This window comes from Pseudobdellovibrio sp. HCB154 (assembly GCF_046267985.1).
In the GTDB taxonomy this organism is placed as follows: domain Bacteria; phylum Bdellovibrionota; class Bdellovibrionia; order Bdellovibrionales; family Bdellovibrionaceae; genus Pseudobdellovibrio.
Genome location: NZ_CP176530.1, coordinates 262,043 through 279,541, shown reverse-complemented (window position 1 = coordinate 279,541; position 17,499 = coordinate 262,043). Strand labels below are relative to the sequence as shown.

Sequence of the window (17,499 nt, the reverse complement as noted above, 5' to 3'; positions counted from 1 at the left end):
AATGAAATTTCTGGGCGGCCTTATCTTGTTAGTCTCTTTAAGCGCCAAGGCACGGGTATATAATGAAGACTTCACTTCGCTTAACTACAAAGACAGCTCAACTCTGATTTGGAATTTCGAATTAGGAGTGCTTCATCCTGATCTATTGATCTATGGTTACGGGCAAACGGCCACGAGCCAAACTACTTTCAGTGTCAGCGATGGAAGCCATGGAGCTTTTGAACCAGCAACCTATTCACAATTCGGAACTGTCGTTGGTAATCATATTACAATTGATGCAAATCAATTTCCGATTCTAAAAGTTACACGTTTTCACTTAGATTCTTCACATACACTTTCTAGTATTAACGGCCCGCTTATTATTCATAGCTTATCGACCGTGCTCATTGATGGAGTTATTACGTGTAATGGTAATAACGGCGGCAATGCGGCAGGTGGTGTTGGTGGAGCTGGCGGCGCTGGTCGCTGCGATGGTTTTTCAGGCGGCGCTGGCGGAAACTCATCGACTTCTGGTTCTGATGGATTACCAACAGCTGGTGCAACCACTGGCGGCGGCGGCGGTTTAGCGGCCTCAGCTCTTAATGGTGCTGGTGGTGGTGGTGGTGGCTCTTATTATAATACCACGATCAATGGTGATGCTGGATTCAATGGCCCACCCGACAATTTGGGCGGAGCTTTCGGGGTCGGTTCTTCTGATCATGAATTTACAAATTTAAATGGCAGTGCCGGTGGCGGTGGCGGTTCTGGATCTACGACCGAAGGTGGTAGTGGTGGCGGTGCCGGTGGCGGCACAGTTGTGATTCACGCTGTAAGTGGTATTGTTATTTCAAACGGTGGAGCTATCTTAGCAACAGGCGGAAATGGTGGTACTACTTTTTCTAATGGCGGCGGCGGTGGCGGTGGTGGTGGCGGTAATATCAAAATTTTTACCCCGGCCACTCTGGATGTAAAAGTTAGTGGCTTGATTACGGCCGCTCCGGGCACGGGCGCTCCGAGTTCAAGTCAAACTGCACCTGATGGTAGCGGTGGTATCGGTGGCGCTGGCCGTACTTGGATAGGTGTAGGCAATTTAATCCTTTCTGGCTCAATCAACAGTAACATTTTATATTCTGAAGGCATTGCTGGTTTTGTTTCGGGAACTGTACAAACAGCGACCAGCAAAAGTTTTGATACCGGTTCAAAACGCGTAACTTATGAGTCGTTTGTCGCTGATCCTGTAAGTTCTGATATTACTCTTCAAGTGGCTGGAAGTGATGACAACTTTGCCAGTGATGATTCAGGTTGGATTAATGCCGCAGCAATTTCAGGAATCTCTTCAAAACGCTATATGAAGTTTCGCGTAAGTTTAAATAATTCAGACTCCGCAAATCCAACATTTGTAAACAGCGTTACTTTAACTTACAACCCAGGGCAAATTGATGATTTCGCTTTTAAAAGTGGTGGTTGCGGTTTAGTTAAAAATACGCCGTCCAATTCATCACACTGGTTGATGTCGTTATTGCTATTAATACCGTTGATTTTAGCTTGGCGTTTAAGAAGACCTAAAACTGTTCGAGTCCGAGTAAGAAAATAAGATCAGCCTGTGTTCCACCGCCATCTTTATGCGTTTGGCGAACCACATTAGCCCCTACTCCCAACATCCAACGAAATTTATCTTCTGGCTTTGCAAAGTACATTTTGCTTTGAACATCAAACATCACTTCATGCGTTTTACCTGAAGTCAGCGCTGATAAGCCTAAAGTATTTTGCCATACATCGCTTACGTCAAATAAACGCGAGGCTCTTAAACCAAAAGCTATCTGCGATTTAACTTTCAATGAATCTTCGCTTTCACGTTCAGGAATAAAATTTTCATGAGCAATTAAACCCCAGCGCATTTTTTCATTCAATGTGCCGCGGTCAAAAGTCATAATAGATTCACGAATTTTTAAATTATCTTGAAGTGGATATTCATCTTGTGGCTGCGGCTTCCATGTTTGCATACTTGTCCACAGGTTAAAATGATAGTTGTGTTTATTAACCCAACCTGATTTATAACTTAATTGCAGACCAAATAAGACAGGCCCTTGCAGATCAACATTTGTTTCTTCGGCCCCTGAAGTTTTTGAATATTTATAACTTGGCGCCAGCGCAATACCTAATCCCGAAGGAATTTCAGGAAGTACAATTTCTGTTTCGACTACAGGTTCTGTAGGCTTTGCTACTTCCTCCGAAGGTTTTGGTTCTTCTGTTTTTTCTTCTTCAGCAGACTTCTCTGCCACTGGTTCTGGGGCAGATTGCGGTATCGCCTCGACAACTTTAATTTCTTCAAGCTGTAATTCCATCGGTTCAGAAAATAACCCCATGCGGCCTTTGGCATTACCCGAAGCTACACGCCAATAGTATTTTTTATATTTTACTTTCTTCCACAGATAAGATGTTGAAGATAAGGTCTTAATTAATTCAGGTTTTCTAAAATCTGGTGTTGATGACACTTCTAGAACGTACTGATCAGCACCTGATACCGGCTCCCATTCAAAATTAACTTCATAATTTTCTTCTTTAGCCTGAGCCTCTGTCAAAACAGCCTGAATTAGCCATTGCCACTTAAAATTTAATTTAGCTCCCGCGGGAGCGGTTTCTTTTTTTACACCTGGAGTTTTTAACTTCGGTGCCTGCAGAGGTTCATCACGCAGATAAATTTCATTATTGTATAAAGGCGGTATAGCAAAACCTTCTTCATCTTCACCTTGCACTTGCCACTGTAAATCTTGCTCTTCTTGAAAGTTCAATGATTTAAAGTTTTGCTCTGCATTTTCTTGGCGAAGCGGAACCCCTTTAGAAAAAAACTGTACGCGGTAAGTTTTTACGCCATTTTCAGTCGTCCAAACAAACTCGTGTGGCTCGTTTGTTTTTAAACGATCACGCGGCAATGGCTTTTTTAAGTAAATATGCGGAGCCCGCCAAACTTCTACCGTTTTAGCCTCTGAAATACCACTTTCATTTTTGAGACGAATTTTATAACTGCCGTGATCTAACTTAACTGAAGCTGTATTACGGCTTTCTTTAACTTCTTGGCCTTGTTCTGCAGCGCCAGATTTATTAATCACCAGAGTGGTCGCATCACCTTTCCACTCTAAAGGAATATCTGCTTTATCATCTAAAGTGTAAATGCGAACTGGCTTTTTTTCTTTCCATTGCAGATTTTCACTTTTAACAAGAGTTTCAATTTTTTGATTATCATTCAGTGTTAACACTTTATCTTGTGTTAAGTTTTGTTCTCCGGTTTCGGTTTTTAAAGTCGCCGATCCAGAAACCACTTCAAATTCATACGACCCCTGGTCTTTACGAAGAACAATATCAGAACCTTTATCTAAGTTAATCACCCAGTCATCGCCAATAACAGAAGTTTTAAACGATGGATTTCTGGCACGCATATCACCACGCGAAAAACGCAGACGAATTTCTGATTTACTTTTGTCTTCAGGTTCCTCGAGCGTCACTAATGTGTTTTCTGAAAGCTCAAGATCAGTTTGATCTTTCAAGTATAATTTCGCTGAACTTTGCGATAATGTTAAAACTGAATCGTGATAAAAAAGAATATCTTTCGGCTGCGTGTCTTCCCAGATGAGACTATTTGCCCCGCGACGTTTTAAATCTTTTTTGCTGCTGATAATGTATCCGGCTTCTTTTGTATTTTGTGTTGCAGATTTTTTAGAAAAGTAAGGGATATGAATAACTTGCAGATCCATTAATAGCCATAAAACTTCTGCGATTAGCAAAAGCACAATAAGGCCTATCCATTTACGGTCTGCGTTGGTGTTTCTCACAGTGCATTGATCGGCATTTTCAGAGTGAAAATGTACCGTTTTGTCACTTTATGTGACGGAGCCCAATTCTACATATGTATTTTTCTTTGCTTTAGCTCATGCTAGAAGTAATTCATGGACGATATCCAGGACCAAAGCCTTAAAATTTTGATCGTCGAAGATAACCAGCTCGACCAATTGCTGGTCCAGCGTGCTTTGAGTAAATCTGATTTAAATTACACTTCTATTGCAATCGATAATCGTGCGGCTTTTTTAGATGCACTAGAAAATTTTAAGCCCACAATTATTTTATGCGATTATTCGATTCCGCAATTTGGAGCACTCGCTGCATTAGATATTCTGAGCCAAAAAAAATTAACTATCCCGCTAATTATCGTCACCGGCACATTATCTGACGAAATGGCTGTTGAGTGTTTAAAAAAAGGCGCCGTTGATTATGTGATTAAAGATAAAATCGTGCGCCTTCCATCAGCTATTAAAATTGCGCTCGATTTAAAAAAATCACAACAAGACAGATCTTTCGCCGAAGAACGTTTGCGTCAGAATGAAAAACAGCTTCAGGTAATTACTGATATTCTTCCGGCCACGGTAGTTTATATCACACCCGATTTAAAATTTACTTTTTCCAATAAAGTCAGCTCTGAATGGTTTCATAAGCCTCTGGTCGGAGAAACTGTTGAAACTATTTTCGGAAGCGAAATCGCCCATCAAATAAAAAAAAGTATCGCAGCTCTCGATCGCGGTGAACAAGTCAGTTTCGAGAGCACTCTTTACGGAATAACTAATAAACGTTACGTCAATCTCACTTTGGCTCCAGAAATTGAGAATAATGTTTTACGTGGTTATGTTTGTCTGATGACTGATATCACCGAAGCCAAAACATACGAAGTTGAGCTCGAAAATGCCAAGCGTGATGCCGAATCTGCCAACAATGCAAAATCGCAATTTTTAGCAAACATGAGCCACGAAATCAGAACTCCATTAAATGCGATTATGGGTTTGTCAGAATTATTACAAAGCAATTACAAAGACGAACAAGAGCGTATTTTGTGGCTTAAAAAAATCACCCGCAATAGCGAACATTTAAAAAAAGTAATTGATGAAATCTTAGATCTTTCTAAAATTGAAGCCGGTAAATTACAGCTTAAGATTTCAGATTTTTCAGTACCACAAGTCATTGCGCAGGTGAAATCTATTCTTTCACCGCTGGCGAACGAAAAAAAATTAGATTTGCGCTTTAAAACCGATGGGGCTATTCCTTCGACAATCAATTCGGATTCAACTAAAATTCAACATATCTTGCTTAACCTATTAGGCAACGCGATTAAGTTTAGTAATCAAGGTTCAATCACCTTGAGTGTGAAACAGATTAATGAACATTCTGAACCGACTATGCAATTTAGTGTAATTGATACCGGTATTGGAATGTCAGAAGACGAAGTTAAACATCTTTTTGAACCCTTTACGCAAGTCGATAGTTCAATGACCCGTCGATTTGGCGGAACAGGTCTTGGGCTAACATTAGCTAAACAGCTCGCTAAAGCCTTAGGTGGTGATGTTTATCTAGCAGAAAGTGCGCCTGGCAAAGGAAGTACTTTTGTCGCCACCATTAAAACCGGCGATGTCTCTAAGGCAGCGACCATTACAAGTTTTGAAAATTTATTAAGCGAACCCGTAGACTCAAGCGATGCAGTTGAAGAAGCGCAATCACCAAAACAAAATATTTCTGACTTCAAAGTTCTGCTTATCGAAGATTCTTTAGATAATCAGTTGTTAGTGCAAAACTTTTTAGAAATGGAAGGCGTTACTGTTGATCTGGCCTCAGATGGAGAAGAGGGCATGAGAAAAGCAGAAAATGGTGATCATGATTTAGTGATTATGGATATTCAAATGCCGGTGATGGATGGTTACTCTGCGACGGCAGCATTACGCCAGCACGGTTACAAAAAACCTATTGTCGCTTTCACCGCTCATGCCTTTGAAGATGAAAGAGAACGCTGTCTAAGTATCGGCTTTACTGATTTTCTGTCTAAGCCCATTAAAAAACGCGCTTTAGTTGAATGTATTGCCAAATACCGAAAACCTAAAGCCGGTCGCCCTAACCCGCCGGAAGCTGCGCCCCCAATGTAAAATAGAAAGTGGTTCCCTTATCAATTTCACTTTCTACCCAGATAGTTCCACCGTGACGATGAACAATTCTTTTCACACTGGCAAGACCAATACCTGTTCCAGAAAATTCACTTTGTGTATGTAATCTTTGAAATGGCGTGAAAAGTTTTTTGGCATAGTTCATATCAAAACCCGCCCCATTGTCTCTGACAAAGAAAACTTCCATATCGTTTTTAGTGGTTTTGCCAAATTCTATTTTTGCGACTTCTTTTTTTGAAGTGTATTTCCAAGCGTTACCTAAAAGATTTTCTAAGGTCACCTTAACTAGCACTTGGTCACCATAAGCCTCTAAATTTTCATGCACTAAAACTTCAACCCTACGCCCTGGTTCTAAATTTCTTAGTTCTGAGATAATATTCTTAGCCATATCAGTTAAATCTAATTCGGTAATAGTCATTGCCGCACGAGTTAAGCGCGATAAATTCAAAACAGCATCAATCAATTGACCCATTTTTTGTACACCGGCGCGAATACGCTCAAGATGAACTTTAGCTTCACCTTGCAGTTGATCGCCGACATCTTCAACTAGAGCCTGGCTAAACCCATCAATAATACGCAGTGGAGCTCTTAAATCATGAGAAACGGAATAACTAAAAGCTTCAAGCTCTTGATTGGCTGCACTTAAAGCTAAGTTTCGTTCTTTGATTTCATTTTCTAAACGTTTACTTTCAGAAATATCTTTGATCACACACACGCGTAACTTTGACGGCATTTTAGCATTAGCGTCTAAAGACGCCACCGAAACAAGTACCGCAAATTTATGTCCTGAGCGAGTGTAAGCTTCAGTTTCAATATTTGTATTCGGACTCAGTAAACGCATATCCTCGTGTAAAATTTCATACATTGATAAACCGATTAATTCTGTTTTTGAATAACCAAATGTTTGCACTGTTAAACGGTTAACCGTAAGAATCGTGCCTTTTTCATCTAACACAAGCACACAGTTAAACATCGATTCTAAAACGCTTTCAATATAACTTCGCGATACTGTGCTTTGTTCAAGATTAGCGGCCATCATATTAAACGCGTGCGCTAATAATCCTAATTCATCTAAAGCGTAAATGGTGGCCCGCGTCCGCAGGTTTCCTTCTGCCAACTGCCGTGTGCTTTGCATTAAATTTTGAATAGGCATATTAATCTGCTTTTTTAACCGAGCGCCGATCCACAAACCAAATATCACAAAAACAAAAGCCAAAATTAAGGATACCGTTAAAGGCAAAAAACGTGATCCATAAATGCGTGCAAATATTTTATCTGAATTAGTTGATAGAACTAATTGAACCTTTCCCAGAGAATCTTGGGCCTCTAAAGTTAACTGATCAATTACAATTGGAGTTATAGTTTTATTCGGATCCGCTAATATATCTCTTGAAATCGCGCGCTCTTCTAATAATTTTTTTTGCGCATCGGTAATGAGTTCGTAAACTTCAGGGTATGTTTTACTCAGTTCAAGGCAAATCACAAACAGATCGTCTACCTGACTTTCGGCTTTATCTAAAATAGATGCTTCTTCGTTGCTTAAAACATTGTCTTTAGCAAAGTCTTTAAAAAACTGGGTGCGTGTAGCAATGACTTGACGTAAATTTCTGACTTCGTTAATCACCTGGATCGTGCGATGCATGTCTGTTAACCCGGCCAAAGTATCACGACTGGCTAAAAAAATTCCTATAACTTCAAAGAATAGCAAAAATGAAATAGCCACAACGGTTATTGTTAAGTTACGTGCAATAGATTTAGTTTGCTTTAACGTATTAATACTCATTCGCTGACATTCTCAACTTTTATAATTTTAACATTCTTACGCAGCACCGTTACTTCAGACACATAGCCGATAGCTCCTTTTAGAGAGCCCACAAAATTCATTGTCGTAATATCTGAACTTTCTTTAAGCGGCGCACTGTCGCCTGAATAAAGCTTTTGCCCAATCCAAAAAAGTTCAACATCGGAATTCGATTTACCGATATATTTCTTTAAGAAAGCATCACGCAGTGGCCCCGCAGTGCGATCCATAAAACGTACAGTTTCGCCATTAGACCAGCGTCGTTTACGTTTAAAATAATAATCACGCAATTCAGCTACCGTGATTTTTTCTGTGTGATTCTCTGTATTAACGATAAAAACAATGTTCGATGACTGAGCTAGGGCTAATTGCAAAGCCAGCATAATCGCAATAATGATTAAACCATTTCGCCAAGTCATGTTCGTCCTTAATAGGCTATCGCCGCTGAAAATTCGACAGCATCGTAATCTTTTTCAGGAGCTCCGATGTTATCTGGTTCATGCAAATAAATATGTTTTAAATACCCCAGACGCAGTTTTGCATTAGAAATGGGAAGCCAGTTAACACCACCGCCAAAAAATTTTTTTTCAAAAGGATCAAGCAAACGAGTGACCGCATCACGCCGACCAGGCTCATGCAGGTATTCTGCACTTAAATAAACGAGCCATTTATTTTCATTAAATTTATAATACGGCTCAATATAATAAGCTTCTAAATCACCAGCATTACCAGAGCTATTAACTAACCCGTATTCACTGATGAACCCAAAATTTTTGTACTTAATATCGATATCAAATCCCTGAGATAAAAAGCTTCCGGCTTCTCTGTCACCGTATTGCACGGATATTCCCGTGGTCACAAATTCATTGGGTGCCCACCACAACCTTCCGCCGATACCTAAGGTTTTGACGTTACTTCCAGGAGTAAAGCTATACAGATTATACCCAGCCGTACTTTTGCTTAACGGTAACAAACCAGAAACGTGAAGCCCCATCCACAAAGCCACAATAGGTGCAATGTCATAACCATCCGGATTTATAAATTGCGGGCCACCGCGAGCGTGAAATAAAAAAGGCTCGCGTTGCTGGTGAGCTATTCCAAACGGCGCATAGCCAATACCCGATTGAATCTTAAAAAAATCAGAAGCACTAAACTCCACATAGCCCTGCGCAACTAACGATCCATAAACTAAACCTAAATATTCACGTCTATTCGGAGTCAGTTGAGGATTGTTATGTGGATTCTGAAAAGGAATATTAACGATTGTTAAAGTTTGTGTAACAAAACGAACTTGCTCGGAAAATTCGGCACTAAGATTAATCCCTAAATCATGACTGTACGCTGAAAGCTGATTTTCTGTATCTTTGCCGTAAATATTGATAATCCCGGTTTCAAAATAACCACCTAGCGAAATTTTATGACCTAAAAACGGCACCAGACGCGATTTTCCTAAGACATAAAAATTATTGTACCAGTCATCAAATTCGTTTTGTTTTTTTTCTAACTCATAAATTCTTTGCTGCAGTTCTTCAATTTTTTTCACACGTGCAGATGTTGGAGCAGAAAAGCTTTTTTCTGCTAAAAGTTGTATTATCATAATAACTGCGAACACAACAACCCTCATCGCTACACCTAAAAGGCAATCGCCGTTGAAAAATCAATAACTCGGTAATCTCGTTCAGGCCCGGTTACCGTATCAAGTTCATCGATATAATCATGGTTCAAGTAAGTTAAACGAAGTCTAACGTTAGTCAGTGGTAGCCAGTTAAAGCCAATCGCGTACTGCCATTTCTTTACCGGATCAGGAATATGAGTGAGTATTTCTGCTCTAGCCAGATTATTGATATATTCCGCATTTAAAAAAACTAACCACTCATCTTTGGCAAATGTGTAATAAGGCTCAAAGTAATAAAATTCGGTGTCTAAGGTTTCACCTGAATTCGTGGTACGCCCGTACTCAGAAACAAAACCAAAATTTTTGTATTTTAAATTCAGGTCAAATCCGTGCGCGAAAAAATTTCCATCATTTTGTTCACCACTCTGTACAGAAATACCAAAAGTAGCGTATTCGCTTATTTTTTTCCAAAGCTTTGCACCGACTCCTAAAGTTGAAACAGTATTTTTAGGAGTCATCGAATAAAGATTGTAACCAACACTTGGACTGAATGGTAAAAAACCATAAAGATGTAACCCCATCCACAAAGGCGACGCAATGCCCACAGTATCGCCATCTTCAGAAGTTAAAATTTGCGAGCCTCCGCGCAGGCGAAATAGCTCTGGCTCACGTTGCTGATAGATAATTCCGTACGGCGCATAGCCAATTCCCGTTTGAACATTAAAATATTCATTAGAACGATATTCAAAATACCCTTGAGCCACCGTCGAATTAATTGAAGCTCCCCTGAATTGTCTTTCAGCGGGAGTTAAATTAGGATTGTTATGTATGTTTCTTAAAGGAATAGAGAGCATTGTGAGAACCTGCGTAGCAAAACGCATTTGCTCATTGAATTGAGCGGTTAAATTAACTCCTAAGATATGAGTATTTCCAGAAGTTTGTGTTTCAGTATCTGGACCATAAATATGAGTTACCGCAGACTCGAAAAAACCACCTAGTGAAATACGTTCGTTCAAATAAGGCGTCACCCGCCCTTTGCCGAGAAGGTAAAAATCATTGTACCAGTCACTCATTACTTTTTGACGTTGTTCTAAATCAATAACCCGCGCTTCCAAGTCTTCAATAACGGTATCAGTTTTTTTATCGGGTTCAGCAGCTATAGCTGACAAAGCCAAAAAAGAAGCTAGGAAAAAAAATTTCACAAAAGTTTTCTCCTGCTTTAGTGATGAGTGACAGTGTTCGGCTGACCTAACGGAGCACGATTAATCTGAGACAGTTGATCGGCCTGAGGGCCTTTCGGAACTTCGTTTAAAATAAGCCAATATAAACCTAACTGACGAATCGCTTCGCTAAAATCATTGAAATCCACAGGTTTTCGCACGTAGCTGTTAGCGCCTAAGCTGTAGCCTTCAATAATGTCTTGGTCCTCTTTTGAAGAGGTTAAAATGACGACGGGAATAAGCTTGGTGCGTTCGTCGCTGCGCAGTTTTTTTAAAACGTTTAGGCCATCAATTTTCGGAAGATTTAGATCCAGCAACATCACTTGTGGCTGTACTGTTATATCGCGGTCGGCATATTTTCCTTTGGCAAAAAGAAAATCCAGAGCTTCTACGCCATCGCGTGCCACGACAACCTGATTGCTAATATTATTTTTCCTTAAAGCACGCAATGTCAGAGCTTCATCGTCAGCATTATCTTCAACTAAAAAAATAAAATGTCGATCTGTTTTCATGGCCACCCCAAAACCAAAAAAATGTGCAAAAAAGTCGCCAAGCACAGAGGAAAAATAGGCCAACGCGATCAAGCTCATCGGCCCATTAATCCACTGAAGAGGCGAAATGCCCTAGGGTGAAGTGACTACTTAAAAAACTACAACCAAGATGCTTTATAATCTTGAGCGTAAGCCGCTAACGTGTGCGGTGCTTTTCCTGTAATCATTTTTACGTTGTCAGTTGTGCGGGCGCTATAACCTTCACGTAAAAAGCCCATAATTAATAATAAGAAATCTGTATAATCTTTTGGTAAACCAGCCGCTAATAACCCTGCTTTTAATTCTTCTGGTTTGATTTCTTGGTAAGTGATTGTTTTACCTGTCGCTTGACTGATCGCTGCGGCCACCTGCGCGTGATCGACCGAGTCTGAACCTGTTAAATCAAAATCTTTATTATTAAATTCATCACTTGTTAAAAGTTTTGCAGCAACGGCAGAGATATCACGTGCGTCGATGAAACTTACCTTAGCATTACCTGCTGGTAGAAGAATTTTTCCTTGTTCACGAATACCTTGGATCCAGAACGTATTGAAGTTTTGTAAAAACCAATTTGGGCGAATTATGTTATAAGCTAAACCTGATTTTTCTAATTCAATTTCTACACGGCGAAATGGTGTATCTTCACTAGCGTTGGCACCCATCGCTGTCATTAAAACAACTTTTTTAAGTCCACGGCGTTTAGCTTCTTGAACTAAAGGCGATAACATCGCGTACTGATCGGCATAGCCCGGAGGCGATAAAAAGAAAGCTTTATCAACACCTTCAAAAGCTTTTGTGATTCCTTCACCAGTTGCTAAGTCTACATGAACCAGTGATGAAGAATCTTCTTTCACCGGTTTACTTGTTGTTGCACGAACACTGTATCCTTGTTCTTTCAGTAAACGTGAAAGTTCTGATCCCACCATTCCTGAAGCACCAACCACTAATACTAAATCTTTTTTCATAACTAACTCCTTTATTCCTGCGTGCTTTCAGCACGACTTCTTACCTATGCAAACATTATCGCGCTTTTTTGGATTGTTGATTAGACGGTCTAATTGAATTATATTGTTTCTATATGGAAACAATAGGAATTGAACTGACTCGCATTTTTATCAAAGTTGTGCAGCAAGGAAGCTTCTCTAAGGCTGCGGAATTATTGAAAATTCCTAAATCTACAGTCAGTAAAGCCATTGCCCGCTTAGAACGCGAAACCGGAACCAAACTTCTCTTACGCACCACGCGAAGCCAAACCCTGACCGCTTCAGGTCGTGCTTTTTATGAGACCTGTTTAGAACCACTTCAGATCTTAGAAGACGCCCAAAAATCCCTATTTGGCCAAGACGCCATTGTTGCCGGAAAAATTAAAATCACTGCGCCTGAAGATTTAGGAACACATGTTGTAGCCCCGATCATCGGTGAATTAAGCCAAACCCACGAAAAACTTTCGTTTGAACTTCAGTACACGAACCAATTAATTGATTTAGTTAAAGAGGGATTTGATTTCGCGATTCGCATCGGCACGTTAAAACAAAGTGGTCTTAAAGCAAAACGTATTGGCGAAGTCACCCTTATTCCTGTCGCAGCACCCAGCTATTTAGAAAAACGCGCTAAAATTTCTACCCCGCAAGATTTACTAAAACATGACTGCTTAAGTATTTCGGCCGGAAACCTTATGCAACGTTGGGATTTAAAAAATAAATCACAAACAGCTAAGATTATGGTGAACGTCAAAGTTGAAAGTAATCAAATGACAAGCTTACTTCAGGTGGCCATTGCTGGCGGTGGTGTCGCTTTAGTTCCAAGTTATTTATGTAAGAATGAATTACAGCAAAAAAAATTAGTACGCCTTTTACCAAGCTGGCACAGTGTGGGAATGGCGGTAAGCCTTGTGTCGCCAGTCTCAATGGCCTCATCGGCCAGACTTAAATTAGTCAGCGATAAAATTTTTACCGCGACTCAAAAAACTTTAAGCGAAATTCTTTAAACTGTTTCTTTCACCCAAGCTAAAAAATTTTGATCTGAGTGAAATTGCTTGTGAGCTAACGAACACGCATCGTGTTCCCAGTGTGGGTGCCAGCTGGCGCGCACTGAAAAAGCACCTGCTGTAGTTCCGGCTTCCATATCGCATTCGTGGTCACCGATCATCACCATCTCATCGGCTTTACAGTTATAAAGCTGTTGTAACTTGTGTAAACCTTCAGGGCTTGGTTTTTTTACAGAAACACAATCCCCTGAAATTAAATGATCGATATATTTTTTTAGCCCTGTGATCTCTACAGTGTATTTAGCAGAATTTAAATCACGGCTGGTAAAAATAGAAATATGGCAGTCTTTACTTTTTAGATACGCCAGCAACTCTTCAACCGCCGAAAATTTTTGCGTGTCCCAAGAATCTTGAACATTAATTTTTCTAAGCTCAAGTAAAGCTTCTTTGGCTTTTTCTTCGCCTAAGTGATGTTTAAACAAATCAGAGGCATGCAGGCTTACACAGTGTTTACGTTCTTCTGTGCTCATTGTTTTATTCATGATTTTTTCGACAACGTTAAAATAAAAGCCAAAAGAATCTACTAAGGTACCGTCTAAATCAAAAATCCAATATTTCATAACTCTCTACCCGATTAATGCGTCTCAATTTTTAAGATAGCATGAGTGGTAGATGTATCACCTAATGATGTGTCTTTCCACTGTTTATGTGTGTACATCACACCTAAAGTAATGAAAGTATCGCGTCCGAAAGCCACGCCAAATCCTAAATTGTGTAATGGCGCTTTAATATCACTGCTGTAATTTCCACCAGGGTCGCCATTGGCTGCATCTTGCTCGATTTCAAACTTGGCGCGGGTTTCTCCGCCACCGGCATTGGCAATTAATAGGACATTTTCAGAAGCGCGATAACCAATGGCAACACCTAAAGCGGCTAAGGTTGAACTGGCTTTCGCATTCCAGTTATAACCGCCAGGTCCAAATTCTCCGTTTTGATCTCCCGATTTTGTACTGACATCATAGTTAACAAATAACGTGGCCGCTGACGACCATGTTGACTTTTCATCGCCACTAAAACGAAAACGCGAAGTTAGATTAAGTCCCGCACTACTCGTCACACCAGCGCCGATATCGAATCGATCGTTTACACCATAAGCTAAATTTAAACGGGCATCGTTACTCCGACTATACATAAAAGAAATATCCGGCGGCCGAGCACTGGCATCATCGGTAAATTTAATGCGATCTGAAGAACCAAGCTCTCCGTGAAAAGCCGTGTTTCCAGCTTTAGTTGTAATCGGGCTTTGTAGCGAAGGATTTGATGAGTCTGTACGAATCGACGCACAACCTGAAACTAACACTAATCCTGCTAAAATAAATACGAAATGTTTCATCTATTTACTCCCGATAGAAAATATTTTCTTTTTGCTTTTTTGCCCACCGACCAAGGCAATCAATGACTTGGGTAGTCTGAAATGTTCTGATAACAACTCGATAACACGCTCATTCGCACGGCCTTCAACTGGCGGCACATTAACGCGAACCACATACGACCCATCTGGTTGTTGTTCGACCAATTCCTTTTTGCTGTTGGGCTTCACGGCCACGGTGATTTTCATTTTCTTAGCTTGGCATTTCGGGCTAAGATGATCAATCTTTAACAAGGAGAAATCTCATGGCAGGTCTTGAAGCTTATTTACTTTTCAACGGTAACTGCGAAGAAGCGGTAAAGTTTTACTGCGAGACTTTTAATGGCGAAGTGCTTTTTACTTCTCGCTACGGTGATGCCCCTGTTGATGTGGCTGTCGAATCTAAAAATAAAATCATTCACACTGTTTTTAAAATTCGTGGCACTGAAGTGATGGCGTCAGATTCACACTCTGGAAACGACGTAAATTTCGGAAACAATATTCAGTTATCAGTAGCCTTTGATAAAAACACTGATCCCACTGAAACTTTTAATAAGCTAGCCCAAGGCGGAAAAGTCACAATGCCATTACAACAAACGTTCTGGGCGATTAAATTTGGAATGTTAACAGACAAGTTTGGTGTGAACTGGATGTTCAACCAAGCCGCGGAAAAACAATAAATGATTACAGCTTCTTCTTTGGTTAAGAAATTCGGCGACTTTGCCGCCGTTGATGGCCTTAATTTACAAATTAATAAAGGCGAATGTTTTGGTTTGCTCGGCCCAAATGGCGCTGGCAAATCGACATTCATAGGAATGACTTATGGTACCGTTCAACGTACCGGCGGCGATTTAAAAGTATTTGGCTATGATCCAAAAACTCATAACCGCGAAATCAAACGCCGTATGGGTGTGGTGACCCAAGAAAACGCTTTAGATGAATCGTTAACGGTTTTTGAAAACATGATGATCTACTGCGCGTTTATCGGAGTACCGAAAGACGAACGTAAAAAACGTGTCGAAGAATTATTAGAGTACATGAATCTGATGCACAAAAAAGATATGCCGATCATCGCCTTATCAGGTGGAATGAAGCGCCGTTTAGTATTTGTGCGTGCGCTTTTAGGAAAGCCCGAATTACTTATTTTAGATGAACCAACAACGGGATTAGATCCAGCCGTCAGACATTTACTTTGGGGTAAAGTGAAAGAGCTTCACTCGCAAGGCACAACGATTGTTCTTACAACTCACTACATGCACGAAGCCGAAGTTTTATGTGACCGCTTAGTGATTATGAATAAAGGTATCGTCGCTGGTCACGGAAGCCCGAAAGAATTAATTCACCAACATACGCCAGGCTATGTCGGTATTTTTTCATTAGATCACCGTAAGCAAATTCATCAAATTGTTGAGACGAATAAAACATACAGTTTAACTGAAGACACTTCAGGTATTTACATTCGCGCAAACTCTTTGGATGAATTAACTGCCCTTCACACGAAAAACAATTTAACCCCGTTACAAATTCGCCCTTCTAACTTAGAAGACGTCTTCTTAAAACTAACCGGACAGGAGCTATCAGCCGATGCGTGAGTCTATTGCTTTATTTTTTCACATCACGCTTCGTAACTGGACCGTGTATAAAAAAGATTTTATCGCCAACATTTCACCAACGATTGCCGATCCGGCATTAATTCTAGTCTCACTAGGATTAGGTCTTGGCTCGTACCTTACAAATGTTGAAGGTATGTCTTATATGCAGTTCTTAGCTCCAGGTTTAACTGTAGCTACTGCCCTTTTTACTTCGTTCTTTGAATCAAGTTACGGCTTTTATGTGCGCATGAGTTTTGAAAATGTTTTTAAAGCTATGCTCACAACTCCGATCGGAGTTAAAGAAGTTGTCTTCGGTGAACTAATTTGGGTAGGCCTTAAAGGTGCTGTTATGGCCGTGGGCGTAGCTATGGTGCTTGCGCTGTTTGGTTTAATGGTGAACCCGTGGTTAATTCCGGCTCTTTCTATTGTCGGTCTATTGGTCGCTATTCCGTGCGGAGCAATGGGTTTACTGGCAACGGCTTGGGTTAGAAATATCAATCAATTCCAAACGGTGTATTCGTTTTTAATTGCGCCACTCTATTTCTTATCCGGAATTTTCTTTCCGATCGAACAAATGCACCCCGTAGTGCGTGGATTAGCGAACTTCTTTCCATTAATTCACGGTGTGCGTATCGCACAAAGCATGTTTTGGCAAAAAGGTATTCTTGAAGCCCTAACGATTAACGGCGGAATTTTAGTAATTCAAAGTGTAATCTTAAGCGCTCTGGCTTACTCACAGATTAAAAAGAAATTAGTAAATTAAGATTTTATCCTAGAAACCTGATCAACTTAAAATCAAAGTTGATCAGGTTTTTTATACGGCGTCTTCAATACGACGATCTGGAATTAACCACATTAACGCTACAAACACATATAACGCCGAAGAAATCCAAGGCGACACATGCGATAGCGCAATTCCTGAAACGTAACAAAGCATCGAAATTTTTCCTTTACGATCTGATCCGATAGCTTTTGCTAAAACTGATTCATTGCCATGATGTTTGATCAAACGGTTTTGTAAAATAATGTACGCCACAGCACACATGAATAAAACAACCCCGTAAACCGCCACTGGCCCGTCTGCAAAATGGTTTTCACCCATCCAGGCTGTACTAAACGGAATTAACGATAGCCAAAACAACAAATGCAAATTGGCCCATAAAATTCCGCCACTGATTTTAGTGGTGGCTTGAAGCATGTGATGATGATTGTTCCAGTAAATACCGACGTAGATAAAACTTAAAATATAGCTGATAAAAATAGGCCATAGATTTAACAGCGCCGATAAACTCGGTTCATGTGGCACTTTAAATTCTAAAACCATGATCGTAATAATGATGGCGATCACGCCATCACTAAACGCTTCTAGTCTTCCTTTGTGCATGACCA

At 40.3% G+C, this 17,499-nt stretch carries 17 protein-coding genes; 6 read left to right on the top strand and 11 right to left on the bottom strand.

All coding sequences use genetic code 11. From position 1 onward, the window contains the following. Nucleotide 1: 1 nt before the first annotated feature. Nucleotides 2-1,573, top strand: a complete 1,572-nt coding sequence (locus ACKWCF_RS01490) for a hypothetical protein (RefSeq protein WP_409478920.1) — start codon at nt 2-4, stop codon at nt 1,571-1,573. Here the strand turns inward: ACKWCF_RS01490 and ACKWCF_RS01485 are convergent. Then, nucleotides 1,542-3,809 carry a hypothetical protein gene (locus tag ACKWCF_RS01485; protein WP_409478919.1) on the bottom strand — a complete coding sequence of 756 codons (2,268 nt, stop codon included), beginning with the start codon at nt 3,807-3,809 and terminating at the stop codon, nt 1,542-1,544. The genes ACKWCF_RS01490 and ACKWCF_RS01485 overlap by 32 nt on opposite strands. A 114-nt stretch (nt 3,810-3,923) precedes the next feature. On the opposite strand from ACKWCF_RS01485, the gene ACKWCF_RS01480 reads away from it, so the two are divergent. Beyond that, on the top strand, nt 3,924-5,939 hold the full coding sequence (locus ACKWCF_RS01480; RefSeq protein WP_409478918.1) for a response regulator: 2,016 nt from the start codon (nt 3,924-3,926) through the stop codon (nt 5,937-5,939). On the opposite strand, the gene ACKWCF_RS01475 is transcribed toward ACKWCF_RS01480, so the two are convergent. The 6 genes from ACKWCF_RS01475 to ACKWCF_RS01450 form a co-directional block, all read right to left on the bottom strand. Further along, complete coding sequence (locus ACKWCF_RS01475) at nt 5,908-7,740, bottom strand: ATP-binding protein (RefSeq protein ID WP_409478917.1); 1,833 nt, start codon at nt 7,738-7,740, stop codon at nt 5,908-5,910. The genes ACKWCF_RS01480 and ACKWCF_RS01475 overlap by 32 nt on opposite strands. Continuing rightward, nucleotides 7,737-8,177: a hypothetical protein gene (locus ACKWCF_RS01470; RefSeq protein WP_409478916.1), complete on the bottom strand. Its 441-nt coding sequence runs from the start codon at nt 8,175-8,177 to the stop codon at nt 7,737-7,739. Before ACKWCF_RS01470 ends, ACKWCF_RS01475 begins: the two co-directional genes overlap by 4 nt. Nucleotides 8,178-8,185: 8 nt before the next feature. Further along, nucleotides 8,186-9,355, bottom strand: coding sequence for a hypothetical protein (locus ACKWCF_RS01465; protein WP_409478915.1), 1,170 nt, complete (start codon nt 9,353-9,355; stop codon nt 8,186-8,188). A 35-nt stretch (nt 9,356-9,390) separates the two neighbouring features. Further along, entirely contained in the window at nt 9,391-10,575 is a 1,185-nt protein-coding gene (locus ACKWCF_RS01460) for a hypothetical protein (RefSeq protein ID WP_409478914.1), read from the bottom strand. A gap of 17 nt (nt 10,576-10,592) precedes the next feature. Further along, nucleotides 10,593-11,105, bottom strand: a complete 513-nt coding sequence (locus ACKWCF_RS01455) for a response regulator (RefSeq protein ID WP_409478913.1) — start codon at nt 11,103-11,105, stop codon at nt 10,593-10,595. 137 nt (nt 11,106-11,242) lie between these two features. Then, a complete protein-coding gene (locus tag ACKWCF_RS01450) occupies nt 11,243-12,088 on the bottom strand; it encodes an SDR family oxidoreductase (protein WP_409478912.1) in 846 nt (281 codons plus the stop codon). A 113-nt stretch (nt 12,089-12,201) separates the two neighbouring features. Here ACKWCF_RS01450 and ACKWCF_RS01445 point away from each other — a divergent pair, with 113 nt between their 5' ends. Continuing rightward, a complete protein-coding gene (locus ACKWCF_RS01445) occupies nt 12,202-13,110 on the top strand; it encodes a LysR family transcriptional regulator (RefSeq protein ID WP_409478911.1) in 909 nt (302 codons plus the stop codon). Here ACKWCF_RS01445 and ACKWCF_RS01440 read toward each other — a convergent pair. The 3 genes from ACKWCF_RS01440 to ACKWCF_RS01430 are packed head-to-tail and all read right to left on the bottom strand — an operon-like array spanning nt 13,107 to nt 14,773. Then, on the bottom strand, nt 13,107-13,730 hold the full coding sequence (locus ACKWCF_RS01440; RefSeq protein ID WP_409478910.1) for an HAD family hydrolase: 624 nt from the start codon (nt 13,728-13,730) through the stop codon (nt 13,107-13,109). The genes ACKWCF_RS01445 and ACKWCF_RS01440 overlap by 4 nt on opposite strands. 14 nt (nt 13,731-13,744) lie before the next feature. Beyond that, nucleotides 13,745-14,503: a hypothetical protein gene (locus ACKWCF_RS01435; RefSeq protein WP_409478909.1), complete on the bottom strand. Its 759-nt coding sequence runs from the start codon at nt 14,501-14,503 to the stop codon at nt 13,745-13,747. Then, the gene (locus ACKWCF_RS01430) at nt 14,504-14,773 is read right to left on the bottom strand and encodes a DUF167 domain-containing protein (protein ID WP_409478908.1); all 270 of its coding nucleotides are present in this window, start codon (nt 14,771-14,773) and stop codon (nt 14,504-14,506) included. Between the two features lie 11 nt (nt 14,774-14,784). Here ACKWCF_RS01430 and ACKWCF_RS01425 point away from each other — a divergent pair, with 11 nt between their 5' ends. Genes ACKWCF_RS01425 through ACKWCF_RS01415 form a run of 3 tightly spaced genes read left to right on the top strand, consistent with a single transcriptional unit; the run spans nt 14,785 to nt 16,873 of the window. Then, a complete protein-coding gene (locus tag ACKWCF_RS01425) occupies nt 14,785-15,198 on the top strand; it encodes a VOC family protein (RefSeq protein ID WP_409478907.1) in 414 nt (137 codons plus the stop codon). Next, on the top strand, nt 15,199-16,110 hold the full coding sequence (locus ACKWCF_RS01420) for an ABC transporter ATP-binding protein (protein ID WP_409478906.1): 912 nt from the start codon (nt 15,199-15,201) through the stop codon (nt 16,108-16,110). It begins immediately after the preceding gene. After that, a complete protein-coding gene (locus tag ACKWCF_RS01415; protein WP_409478905.1) occupies nt 16,103-16,873 on the top strand; it encodes an ABC transporter permease in 771 nt (256 codons plus the stop codon). Before ACKWCF_RS01420 ends, ACKWCF_RS01415 begins: the two co-directional genes overlap by 8 nt. Before the next feature lie 51 nt (nt 16,874-16,924). Here ACKWCF_RS01415 and ACKWCF_RS01410 read toward each other — a convergent pair whose 3' ends face one another. Then, nucleotides 16,925-17,494 (bottom strand): TMEM175 family protein, encoded by a 570-nt coding sequence (locus ACKWCF_RS01410; protein ID WP_409478904.1) that lies wholly within the window; start codon nt 17,492-17,494, stop codon nt 16,925-16,927. Nucleotides 17,495-17,499: the final 5 nt, after the last annotated feature.

Excerpts from the sequence above, each read along its gene's own strand:
- ACKWCF_RS01415 (WP_409478905.1), top strand. The coding sequence starts at position 16,103 with ATGCGTGAGTCTATTGCTTTATTTTTTCACATCACGCTTCGTAACTGG.
- ACKWCF_RS01410 (WP_409478904.1), bottom strand. The coding sequence starts at position 17,494 with ATGCACAAAGGAAGACTAGAAGCGTTTAGTGATGGCGTGATCGCCATC.
- ACKWCF_RS01455 (WP_409478913.1), bottom strand. The coding sequence starts at position 11,105 with ATGAAAACAGATCGACATTTTATTTTTTTAGTTGAAGATAATGCTGAC.
- ACKWCF_RS01420 (WP_409478906.1), top strand. The coding sequence starts at position 15,199 with ATGATTACAGCTTCTTCTTTGGTTAAGAAATTCGGCGACTTTGCCGCC.
- ACKWCF_RS01475 (WP_409478917.1), bottom strand. The coding sequence starts at position 7,740 with ATGAGTATTAATACGTTAAAGCAAACTAAATCTATTGCACGTAACTTA.
- ACKWCF_RS01480 (WP_409478918.1), top strand. The coding sequence starts at position 3,924 with ATGGACGATATCCAGGACCAAAGCCTTAAAATTTTGATCGTCGAAGAT.
- ACKWCF_RS01445 (WP_409478911.1), top strand. The coding sequence starts at position 12,202 with ATGGAAACAATAGGAATTGAACTGACTCGCATTTTTATCAAAGTTGTG.
- ACKWCF_RS01435 (WP_409478909.1), bottom strand. The coding sequence starts at position 14,503 with ATGAAACATTTCGTATTTATTTTAGCAGGATTAGTGTTAGTTTCAGGT.
- ACKWCF_RS01490 (WP_409478920.1), top strand. The coding sequence starts at position 2 with ATGAAATTTCTGGGCGGCCTTATCTTGTTAGTCTCTTTAAGCGCCAAG.
- ACKWCF_RS01465 (WP_409478915.1), bottom strand. The coding sequence starts at position 9,355 with ATGATAATACAACTTTTAGCAGAAAAAAGCTTTTCTGCTCCAACATCT.
- ACKWCF_RS01440 (WP_409478910.1), bottom strand. The coding sequence starts at position 13,730 with ATGAAATATTGGATTTTTGATTTAGACGGTACCTTAGTAGATTCTTTT.
- ACKWCF_RS01425 (WP_409478907.1), top strand. The coding sequence starts at position 14,785 with ATGGCAGGTCTTGAAGCTTATTTACTTTTCAACGGTAACTGCGAAGAA.
- ACKWCF_RS01470 (WP_409478916.1), bottom strand. The coding sequence starts at position 8,177 with ATGACTTGGCGAAATGGTTTAATCATTATTGCGATTATGCTGGCTTTG.
- ACKWCF_RS01450 (WP_409478912.1), bottom strand. The coding sequence starts at position 12,088 with ATGAAAAAAGATTTAGTATTAGTGGTTGGTGCTTCAGGAATGGTGGGA.